We start from the raw sequence: 11,540 nt of genomic DNA, 5'->3' as shown, positions 1-11,540 counted from the left end.
TAAATCATGTAACTTATAATGTAAGTTGTTCAAATAGATATACGAGTAAGGACACGTTAAATGACCGAAAATGTAGCAACCAGCAATAGAGGTAGTATCATCCGATGGACAGTGATTACTATTTATTTTCTGACCACTCTTTTTTCTGCTGCCTGGCATGGTCCGCTTGCAGTGGTGTTTTTACCCATTATTCTCGTCTTTACTATTTTTATTTCAGCATGCCTGCATGGTAAAGAGCGATACGGACTAAAGAATCTCATTTTATTTTTTATTATAACGTGGCTAGTCAGTCATTTTTTTGAAGCGCTAAGCATTCAGACGGGATTTCCTTTTGGGCATTATTATTATGATAAATTAGCTGGGCCAAGGTTCTTCCAAGTGCCTCTTATTATTATGCTTGCTTATTTTGGAACGGGCTACGCTTCGTGGATCCTGGCCCATATACTTTTAGGACAATACGCTGAGCCACTGGCTGGGAAGCAGATATTCCTTGTGCCTTTAATCGCTGCATTTATTATGGTGATGTGGGATGTATGTATGGATCCTCTTTCCTCTACAGTTTATTCATTATGGGTATGGAGGGATGGGGGACCGTATTTTGGTGTTCCGTTGCAAAATTATTTTGGTTGGTTTTTTGTGGTTTATATCATCTATCAGATTTTTGCAGTTTACATTGCCAAGCATGATGTTATGGCCAGGAGCAAGCATCCTGTTTTTTCTTCTAAAAACTTTTGGAGAGAAGCAGTTGCTATTTACGCTATACAAGCTTTATCACAATTAGTTGACCCTTTAGGTGCTTCAACTCATTTCGATATTTCTGCGTCGATGGCCCTAATTACCGTGTTTACGATGATGTTCGTGGTCTTACTCGCTTCACTTAAAATCAATGCGACTCATTTAGGAGTTCCTTTTCTAAAAAGTTAGATTGATCAAGAGACCTTACACGCAACTGGGCTGCTTTGTTTTTTTATAATTCATATCGTACAATGGATTTATTTTTATCTTGGTGTTCATATAGATGCCTATTAACGCTACAAATACAGAAAATAATGAAAATTTAAACGATGTATCAGGAGAAATCGATTCATCCGCCACGGATGGATCCGAGAACCAATCCCCTAAAAGCTTACAAGATATGGTGGTTGCTGTAATTGCTCAAGATCCTTTTTTAAGTCGAGCACTTGCGCAAGATAAGAGTTTTGAAGATTCTCGTTTTATAGAAGTTCTAAAAAAGATTGCTCCCTTTATCCAGATATTGCCTACTGAGTTAAAGTGTGAGCTCATTATGTTCCTTCCTCTTCAGGAGTGGAAATCGTTACGGAAGGTGAATATCGAATGGCGGCAAGTAGTAAACACTGCGGCAAAAATTTTTCTTGATCAAGTGGAGCGGGATACCTTGCCTGTGGTTCGGATTGACGCTAATGATTTTGATGCAATTTTAAAAAAATTATTGGAGGAGGTAGACACTTATGCTCAAAGTACTGGCAGACGCGCCGAACAAGTTCAAGTAGTCAGAAAACTTAAAGGGGCAGCGAGTTCTTTTATACAGCCTTTAGAAAAATTAATGTACTGTAAACAAAAGATCAACGAGCTTCAAAGAACTATAGAAGGTGAACATAATGGTGGATATATGCTCTCCTTTTTTAGCAACCCAAATAACAGTCGATTGCACGGAATTCTTAAATCGTTCCTCAAGGAAAGCCAAGATTTAATTGAAAGCTCCCCCTGGCTCGAAAAAATCAAGTTCTGTACAAGCCTTTATCCCCAGCATGCAGTTGTCAAACGACTTGCAGAGGCTTTTTTAGAGATTAAAGGCCAAAAAAGCAAGGGGGAGCAAAAGCCAAAGTTAGAGATAGATGAAGAAAAGCGGGTTTCTTCTCTAACGTTTTAGTGGGATGACGAGGCATTCATTTCTTGCCTCTCATTAATAGATTAATCTGATTGCTTGCAATAAAAAATTCCTGGTTGCAAGCAACCGTCTAAATACCTACTCCCTGCGGCTAGTCCGCAGGGTCCAGTGTTTTAGCACAGATCTCCTGGATCCCGCGGACAACCCCACGAACAAGTCATGGGGACGGGACGTCGGAATCGATCTGGACTGTTTTTCATGGTATATAGAAGATTCATTGCAAGCAACCAGGATTCCATACAGGGGTAAATGTATTTACTTCTTAATGATTCATCAGTTCTTCTTCAAAACAATCATTTTTTCTTTGGACATCTCGTTCATAGTCCAAGGTATTCCCCCAATACCATAGCCTGATTGCTTTAATCCAGCAAAGGGCATCCAATCGGCGCGGAAGGCCGTGTGATCGTTAATGAATACTGCGGAAGCTTCAAGACCTTCCGCTGCACTTAATGCAGGCTCTAAATCCTCAGAAAATACACTGGCTTGAAAGGCAAAAGGTAATGAATTTGCGATGTGGATTGCCTGGTCAATTTGTTCATATTCATAAACGCAGGTGACCGGACCAAAAATTTCCAATTGCGATACTTTGGCATCAGCAGCTGGATTGAGCAATACCGAGGGGATTAAAGTTGTTTCAGAAAGTCGACCCCCACCAAATAATTTTGCTCCCTTTGCTACTGCTTCATCGATCCAGGACATGACGCGTTCGGTTTCACGTGGAAGAATAAGTGGTCCCACTTCAGTTTCCTTTAAAAGTGGATCCCCAACGTGCAGCACTTTGACCCGGTTTACAAATTCGTCCATGAATGAGGCAATAATATCTTTATGAACAAAAATCCGTTGTACTGAAACGCATACTTGTCCTGCATGATAGTAACCTCCTTTGGCAAGGGCTTGGGTGGTTTTTGCTAAATCCGCGCTGCGATCAACAATCACGGGGGCAGCACCTCCATGCTCTAAGGCACAACGAGTTCCTGGGGCGAGTTTACTCCTTAAGTACCATCCTACTTTAGCTGAACCGATAAAGCTTAAGAAAGCGACGCGTTCATCGGTTGCGAGTCGTTCCGCCAAGTCATTATCTTCGGTAATGAAGGTTTGACACCATGTTTCCGCAAGTCCTGCTTTGCGTAATAATTCGATGAGTTCCAAGCAACATAATGGGGTTGCCGAAGCCGGTTTAATAATCATCGGACAGCCCACCGCAATTGCGGGGGCTACTTGATGCACAATCAGATTAAGTGGATGGTTAAATGCCGAAATGGCAGCTACCACCCCAATGGGCTCTTTAATCGTGAATGCCCAGCGATGCGCGCTGGCCGGGGTGAGTCCCATTGGAATTTCCTTACCGGCAAAGTGGCGTAATTCCTCAGCGGCATCGTTTAATCCATCTATCGCACGCGTTACCTCAACTGCTGCATCCGTAAAGGGTTTTCCTCCTTCTTGGGCAATCAGCTTCGTAAAACGCTCTTGCTCGGATTCCAAAAGTTCGGCAGCACGCTTCAGGATGGCCATACGCTCATATGGTTTGAGCCAACCATTACGATTTCTCAGAGTTGATGCGGCTTTGTTAAGTTTTTCTGCAAGAGCTTGTGCATCATCAGTTGGAATTTCTTTGATTAATGTTCGATCAAATGCACGAACCACGCGAAGTGATGTTGTCATTATTTTCCCTTTTTCTTTGGTGGCATCCGCTCTTGTAATTCATCCACAAGAACACGTTTATTTTCTGAATAATCAATGGGGAAAACAACAAGATGGACTCCTCCCTCCTTGAATGCGTTTTCCAGAATGGATTGAAAACTTTCAATGGACTCCACCCGGGTGCCTCGCGCCCCATAAGATTCAGCGTATTTTATGAAATCAGGATTTGTAAAGGTCATGCCATAATCGGGGAAGTGATCTACTGCTTGTTTCCAACGGATCATGCCAAATGCATGATCTTCAATTACCAGGACAACCAGGTTTAATTTAAGTCGGACTGCAGTTTCTAATTCTTGACTATTCATCATAAAACCCCCATCACCACATATAGCCATCACGCGACGATCAGGATACAAGAGTGAAGCCATAATTGCTGAGGGAAGGCCTGCTCCCATAGTAGCAAGTGCATTATCAAGAAGAATGGTATTTGCCACTTGAGTACGATAATTGCGAGCAAACCAAATTTTATACATCCCATTATCCAATGCGAGAATCCCATCACGTGGCATCACTTGCCGAATATCATAGACTAAACGTTGAGGGGTGAAGCGATCTTCAGTAGCCCTTGCCGCAATTTTACTCAAAATCCCTTCCCGTAAATGAAGAAGCGCATCCGCATGAGGAAGCTTGCCTTCAAGCTTATCTGCAAGCAATTTTAATGAGGGACCCATATCGCCAATAACCTCTGCCTGAGGGAAATAAATTTGTTCTACGGTGGCGGATTTGTAACTGACATGAATGACTTTGAGATGAGGTCCCATGATAAATGGTGGTTTTTCTATTGTACTATGACCAATGGTAATAATCAGATCAGCCTGTTCTATCGCCTCATGTACATAATCTCGCTCAGAAAGAGCCGCAGTGCCCATATAAAGTTCGGTTGCTCCAGAAACAGTCCCTTTACCCATCTGGGTGGTAAAATAGGGAATTTTTGTTCGCGTAATAAATTGAGACAGTGCATTGGTTGCTCTTGGACGTGAAGCCGCGGCACCAAGCATGACGAGAGGACGTTTTGCTTTTTTAATCATTTCCGCTGCGCGATTTAACGACGCTTCACTCGCTATGGGGTATTCAAGAGGGTGCGGTGGAATGAGTTCTACCTTTTTGCTTTTCTCCGCGGCAATGTCTTCAGGAAGTTCCAAATGCACAGGTCCTGGGGTTTCTTCTTGGGCGAGCTGGAATGCTTCCCGTACGATGGTGGGGATCATTGACGGGGAGACAATTTGGCGCGACATTTTAGTTAATGGTTGCATGGTTGCCACAGTATTCACCATCTGAAATCGTGCTTGACGTGAGGATAAAACGCCTTTCTGCCCAGTAATCATAATCATGGGCATATGGCCAAGAAGCGCATAAGCTGCTCCAGTAGTAAGATTCAGAGCTCCAGGGCCTAGTGTGGTGATACACACTCCGGGCTTACCGGTTAATCGCCCATAGGTTGCTGCCATAAACGCAGCCGCCTGTTCGTGTCGGGTGAGTACCAGTTTGATGGACGAGTTACGAAGCGCTTCTACAACATCAAGATTTTCCTCGCCAGGAATACCAAAAATATGTTGGACACCTTCATTTTCCAGGGCTGCAACTAAGAGTTCAGAACCTTTGGGCATAGTTTCCTCACTTATTCCAAAATAATCCCTATCTCATTAGTATAACTAAAATTCACAAATATTCTTCGTTCTTGTCTCGATGCTCTCTTATCAGTAATAATGCGAGACATAGAGATATTCTGCATAAAATTATCATCGATAGTTTTTTAGTTGAATTTCTTAGCCTGGACACTAGTGGAAAATAGCTGTGGGGTATACGAGGAGGAGCTACCACATCCATGTGGTTTTGCATCTTCCGTGATGCGATATATTCCTTTTAAGACATCCATTGTCATTCCTCGTTCTTGTTAAGCATAACAAATTTTTGTAAAAGGTCATCACCATACTTGCCTAAGTTTTTGTAAGAAATCTCTTAAAGTGATTCAGTATCTTTTCTTAGATCGTCCAAAGTTAACCAATTTATTTATCTGGCAAAATATCAATTTTAGTGACAAAACATTTCGTTTCACCACTCCAAGGAAGGGTATAGGCATCACAATGATAACTAATAATTACATGTTTATTATTTTGCATGGCAAAATCAGCTTGCTTTACCAATTCTGATTTGAACTGACCCAGAGTAAAATAAAAGGCGCGACCGCTGGCCCCACTGGCGTTTTCTAAACCGCCCAGGATCATTTCACCTTCATAGGTTCCCCAAAGGTTACCTTCTTTGGCAACTTTGACAATGACTCCAGATTTTTGTCCCTTTTGTACTGCCCAGCACCCTGTTAAAAAACATAAAGTAATGAGTAAAATGGATGAGAAGAATATTTTTTTCATAATACCTATTCTATGATTAAAGTGAAATGAACACTCTTTAAATTAGTATTCTATTATTGTAAAGCAGTTTTACTCTTGAAGTAATCACATGATGTTGGATTCAGTTCTAGTAAAATAGAAATTTTTATATTCCATATAAAAAACTCTATAAGCACGATACCTCCAATTATAAATTTGTTCCTTTACTGAATCAGCCAAAATAAAATTTGTTTTTATAATGGACAATAAGAGCATCTATTGATATATTTCCCTATCTATTTTTCACTAAGGAAAAGGAATGTCTCTAGAAAAAGCAATCAAAATAGCTCAGAAAATTTTAGCCGATATTCAAAAAAATATGGTGACTCGTAACAGTATTATCCCTTTATCTGAATTGCCTTTTGTTTATGAAGATGAACTCGAACAATATAGAGTTAAATTTGGAGAATCTTTGGATTTACTCCTGCAATCCATAACGAATCTTAATTTAGTGAGAGATGCCTCGGAGGTATTAGCAAAAAAAATAAAAGATTTTCCAAATGGAGCTGCGTCAACCCATATGCTGAAACAGCTTGCGATTGCTTATTGTAAAATGGGTTCCTGTGGCGAGCTTTCAACGTACGCTTTATTTGAATTATTAAAACAGTTTAAGACGGAAAATATTGATTTGCCGATTACCTTCATTGCATTGGATAGTAAAAAGAAGAATATATTTACAGGTGAATCTTACAATCATGCATGTCTTTTGATTGGAGATGTTAGTATTAATCCGGGTGGACGCATAGATAAATTCAAGAGATTACCTAATAGTGTAATCTGTTTTGATCCCAGTATAGGGTGGATTGCACCGGCAAATAAAATGCTAGAAATAAACCAAGCATTTTTTGCGGCGCACGAAATCGATCATGTGACTACACAGTATCCTGGGGTTATCCTTTTTCAGCCAAATGATAATGCTTTGCAGGAAAAAGTACTTAAGATTGAAGAAGTAGCTCGTATTCTAAGTAACGAAATATTAGAAAAACTAAAAGGAATACGTGATTTTAAACCGCTCTCTTTAGATGATAAATCATTGCCGAAATTAGCCAAGAATGAATTCAGTTTTATTAACCAAAACACTAAAAAAGACTATGAAGATGCGTTGGAGAAATGTACAAGCTCTCTTTTTGAAGACAGTTTATCTCACTGGAAATATTATCCTAGACGTGATGGTGAAAAAGCACGTCCAGCTCAAATTTTATTAACTGTAAAGGATGAGGATAAAGCAAGGGTTATCCTTGATCATTTATTAAAGCATAAAATAACAGGTGTTCATCGGACAATGCAGCGTGTGCAAGCAACTGGTGATTATGCAATATTGATTGTTGAACCTAATTTTGTCCAGCTGCGTGATTTACCAAAGATAGAAAAAAATCAGAAGGAGCAAGAAGAGGTTTTGTCGACAGCATTCCTAACGATGTAATCGCTTACTTGGTTTAAATATATCTGCGTAAGAGCTCAATCCGATATCACCTAATTGTAGTCTGGTTGCTTGCAACCGGACTACATTCCCCGAACAGTTACAATGATTTAATCGAGCAAATGAGCAACAGGACCTAGTCATATCAATGCGTTTTTTATTTTTAAGATCGCACTAACTCTTCATTTATCTCGCTCTTATAGCGTCTTATTTTTTTAAATAAACGGAGTAACTTGATGTTGAGCTTATTTTCTAATTCAGCAAGGGGCATTTGATAGTTGTCTGAATGCAAGTCTTTAACAGAAGATTTACTGGCAAATAAAATATAATTGTTGCTCACCGTTGGACAAATAAACAGGTCAGCAAAATAATCGTGCATGCATTGAATAAAAAAGGAATCCAGTTCAGGAAGTTCATGAAGATTGATAACCAGCCAACCCAGATCATCTAAAATACGATGAGTTTGCTCGATAAATTGTTGCTGGATTTGAAATAAGTCCATTCCGTAATCAAGATACATGTCAGCAAACACGATTTGAGTGCTGTTACTTTTTTGAAATTTGAGTGCAACCTGTGCATCTGCAATCTTTATTTCGATATTTTGGGCTTGCGGTAATTGAAAAAAATCCATTGCTGTGTCATACACTTTTTCACGTAATTCAATACAAAAAAGATGACACTCAGGTAAAAGAAAGTGTAGGCAGTGAATTAAACTTCCCCCACCTAAACCTAATAAAGTAATATGGCTTGGTTTAATCAATGCAAGAACTAACATCATGACACGAGTATATTCATGTACAGGGATATGAGGATATTGAATATAAATGCCAGTTTGATCGTAGACTGGATCGAAGTTTAACGCTCTGATGCTTCCCTTATCCACTACGAAAATATCGCCCCAAGAATCGTGTGTGCGATAAATAATCGTATTTCCAAAAAAATCATTATTGTTTAAATTCTTAGAGCCCAATTGTATATCCTTTAATACAGCATTAAGATTCTAGTATTCCATATCATGTTTCAAGACACTATTTTAAATTCGTAAAAGAGCTGTCATCCCTGCGCAGGCAGGAATCCATTTACCCTATAGAATCTAAGCTTAGTCATGATATTCAATGGAGCCAATTTTCGCAGTACCGTAGCCTGTTCTTGCAACCAGATTACGGTACTCTACTTTACAGTGGTGGTTAAAGAGTGCCCCGGGGCACGCGAGATCCAATGTTTTAGCGAAGATCTTCCGGATCCTGGATAACCCCCGCGAACAAAGTTGTGGGGGCGGGACCTCGGAATAGAGCTGGACATTGGAACTATACGAAAGTAGGAGTGGGCACTAATGTTTGGCTGTCTACTTTGGGGTTGGTTCCCTGCAATGCAAATACGCCATGATGGCTTGCTGCTTTGGCACTGCCAACTAACAGGGAAGCCTCCATTGGTTTTTTAGCAAAAGATTTTTTATCGTCAAGCAGGGTATTACCACTACTATCGGTAATCGTTAAATGCAGGGTTTCATTATCCTTATGCTGGTTTGGTTTTAGCGCAACAAATTGTCCCGACATATCATAAGAACGAACGTATTCCTCTGATTTGGCATCCAGGTCGGAGCCATTCGTAACTTCTAGTCGACAGGTAAATAACTCGCGAGCGGCCGCCCATTCCTGCAGCTTGCCCTTTTTAGATAATGCTTCGGTAAAATCAACCGTATCAGTGTTGAGAACGAGAGAGCCAAATGTTTCTGCTACTTGATGCAAAATATCAGGTTGAGTTATGCCATAACTCAGGATGAAAAATTTATTGCGAGCAGGAATTAAAGAAGAGCCTTCTGTTATGGAGGTAACTGTTCTTTTCAATGTAGCGGTTTCATTATCAATATCCCCTATTGTATTTTCACCGTCAGTAAATAATAAAATATTATTATGGTGTGTAGATTGAGCAAGTGCAGTTAACTTATCGGAGACGGTCCCTAAAAGTCGGGTTGCTCCAGCAGCACTTAATTTATTAATATTTAGGGATAGCTGAGCAAAATCTGATTTCCGATAACTACCCATTCCCACTTTTTGAGTAATACTGTTGAATTCAGCGATATTAATGATCGCATCGGGTTGAAATTCAAATAAGGCCTCAGCAAAGTCAATTACACTTTTTTTCAGCTTAGTTAAACGCTCACCATCCATGCTGCTACTCGTATCTAAAACAAAATGATAGGCAGGCGGTGTAAGCGCATCCGGAACGAAAAAGTAAGGAGTGACTTCCAATGTATCCTCGCTAATTCTTTTCTCTGCATAAAAAACCTTTTTCTTTTCAAAGGAATCCGAGTGGGCGAAAAGTAAAGGTGAGTTTCCATCAATTACTATAAGTTCTTGTTTATGAGCTTTTAGAAATTCCTTGATGTTGAATTTGATTTTCTCACCTTCGATGCTCAGGAACTTATAATTCAAAGAATTAAATAAGGGGGCATAAGCAGCAGATGGAAGTTGAATATTCAAATATTCCTGTTCTTCATCCAGCGTGTATTCAAGCCCAGTCGTTTGTAATACATTCAGTACAGCCAGGCAGGATTTTTTGTGTGTTTCAGCCATTGCATTATTGGAGCAGGTCGCTTGAGCAATTTCATCAGCCATTAACTCAGCAACGGTTTTGCGTCTCACAGAAGGTTTTATCGCATCTTTTTGTAAGATCGATTGCAAATTTGTTGCTAGAGTTTCACCGTCTTTTGTGGTTGCTGGGGTAAAAATAACGCGCTCATCCTTACAGGAAACCTTGGTGTTATTTAAATTAATCCCCATAGCATGCAACAAGTCCACCATATTTTTTGTACGTAACACATTATTAACAAGATGCCCCATAAAACCCCCAGTTTATTAAAATAAATGCACAATAACCCAGGATAATACACAAAAGAAAAAAATAGGCAATTGTGTTATTCAATAAATAAATCAATGCATTCATAGAGTTGATTCATATCAAAATATAGGACAATTTCATTTGAAATAGGATCAATATGTTTTATCGAAAGAAATCATACCACCTCCATGATTTTGGTTTATTTCTCAAAGAGATTTGAACTATGGAACATACCAAAGAATGATGGGTTACCGTTTTAAAACGATATTAACTATTCTCCAATTATTTTTACTAAGGCTCTTTTATCGCGGCAACCATCAAATTCATCGTAAAAAATTTGTTCCCAAAGGCCAAAAATCAAGTGTTCCTTCAGTAATGGCTACTACAACATCCCTTCCCATTATTTGTCCATGCGACCAGGAGCATGAAACCATAATTCTTTTCTATAAGTTTTCCTTGAAGACTCTCAAGTAAATATCATTGTTAAACTATAAGTAGACTTACTCACCTTAATTGTACAAATAATTTACTATAATTATATCGTACGACAATCATATAAGGAGGGCGACTAATTATGGCTAGTAATTCTCAGCATCTGAAAAAAAATCTGGATGATATACGCGCTGTATCTGAATTTAAAGAAAATTATGAGCAGGTAACGCATGAAATGCTAGAAGCAGAGCATTGGACGCCTGAGGAAAGGGAAACCATGCACTTGCTCTCTGAAGGGGATGATCCCCAATCGATTCGTAATCAGATCCAACTTGATGAAGAATCTAATAAAAAAATTGCAGATATTTACTTTATGATTTTGTTAAATACGCTAATACGCAGCAAAATCCCAATGCCATTTAAATTACCCGAAAAAGAAATTACTTCCTGGCCTGATCACTACCCTAGAGATCGATTTGCTTCTGATCTTCTTAAACATAAAAAGGAGTTAGCTTCTACTGCGGTTGGAAGGGAGGTGATGAAAGCTGCTTCTGAATATACTTCTTTATACGAGAGTACTGTAGGCCACAATCCAGATAAAGTAGATCAAAAATCAGACAATAAAAGTTCGACGTTCGACCGTGTTTGTGATTCATTGGGTTTTTTATATGGTGTAGCAGATGGATTATCGTTTAGCGCAAAATCTCCTCTCCCTGGTGTATTAACCATGACCAGTAATTCAGCGAGTGCAGGATACGCTGTTGGAATGTTTGCTAAAGGTATTTTTGAATTAGGCGGGGTAGTTGCAACATTAATGAAGTAATCGTTTCAATGAGGTTTTATCTGCAGG

The 11,540-nt window shown here is 39.4% G+C and carries 9 protein-coding genes; 4 read left to right on the top strand and 5 right to left on the bottom strand.

The genetic code is table 11. The annotated features are described in order from the left end of the window. The first annotated feature begins 60 nt into the window (after positions 1–60). Complete coding sequence (locus LXO92_RS00495) at positions 61–924, top strand: carotenoid biosynthesis protein (RefSeq protein WP_182350803.1); 864 nt, start codon at positions 61–63, stop codon at positions 922–924. 94 nt (positions 925–1,018) lie between these two features. Next, complete coding sequence (locus LXO92_RS00490) at positions 1,019–1,891, top strand: hypothetical protein (RefSeq protein WP_232890101.1); 873 nt, start codon at positions 1,019–1,021, stop codon at positions 1,889–1,891. A gap of 291 nt (positions 1,892–2,182) precedes the next feature. Here the strand turns inward: LXO92_RS00490 and LXO92_RS00485 are convergent, their stop codons facing one another. The 3 genes from LXO92_RS00485 to LXO92_RS00475 form a co-directional block, all read right to left on the bottom strand. Then, a complete protein-coding gene (locus LXO92_RS00485; RefSeq protein WP_182350801.1) occupies positions 2,183–3,571 on the bottom strand; it encodes an aldehyde dehydrogenase family protein in 1,389 nt (462 codons plus the stop codon). Next, positions 3,571–5,217, bottom strand: coding sequence for an acetolactate synthase large subunit (locus tag LXO92_RS00480; RefSeq protein WP_182350800.1), 1,647 nt, complete (start codon positions 5,215–5,217; stop codon positions 3,571–3,573). The genes LXO92_RS00485 and LXO92_RS00480 overlap by 1 nt, the downstream gene beginning before the upstream one ends. Positions 5,218–5,616: 399 nt before the next feature. Next, complete coding sequence (locus LXO92_RS00475) at positions 5,617–5,979, bottom strand: hypothetical protein (protein WP_182350799.1); 363 nt, start codon at positions 5,977–5,979, stop codon at positions 5,617–5,619. Positions 5,980–6,256: 277 nt separating this feature from the next. On the opposite strand from LXO92_RS00475, the gene LXO92_RS00470 reads away from it, so the two are divergent. Continuing rightward, on the top strand, positions 6,257–7,420 hold the full coding sequence (locus tag LXO92_RS00470) for a hypothetical protein (RefSeq protein ID WP_232890100.1): 1,164 nt from the start codon (positions 6,257–6,259) through the stop codon (positions 7,418–7,420). Positions 7,421–7,580: 160 nt separating this feature from the next. Here LXO92_RS00470 and LXO92_RS00465 read toward each other — a convergent pair whose 3' ends face one another. Beyond that, complete coding sequence (locus LXO92_RS00465) at positions 7,581–8,387, bottom strand: class I SAM-dependent methyltransferase (RefSeq protein ID WP_182350797.1); 807 nt, start codon at positions 8,385–8,387, stop codon at positions 7,581–7,583. 337 nt (positions 8,388–8,724) lie between these two features. Continuing rightward, the gene (locus tag LXO92_RS00460; protein ID WP_182350796.1) at positions 8,725–10,260 is read right to left on the bottom strand and encodes a VWA domain-containing protein; all 1,536 of its coding nucleotides are present in this window, start codon (positions 10,258–10,260) and stop codon (positions 8,725–8,727) included. A gap of 572 nt (positions 10,261–10,832) precedes the next feature. Between LXO92_RS00460 and LXO92_RS00450 the strand changes: the two genes are divergently transcribed. Then, entirely contained in the window at positions 10,833–11,513 is a 681-nt protein-coding gene (locus tag LXO92_RS00450) for a hypothetical protein (RefSeq protein ID WP_182350795.1), read from the top strand. Positions 11,514–11,540: the final 27 nt, after the last annotated feature.

Origin of the sequence: Legionella resiliens (assembly GCF_021344005.1) — a bacterium.
Classification (GTDB): Bacteria; Pseudomonadota; Gammaproteobacteria; order Legionellales; family Legionellaceae; genus Legionella; species Legionella resiliens.
The sequence above is the reverse complement of the archived record's forward strand: the minus strand, read 5'-3'. Positions and strand labels throughout refer to the sequence as shown.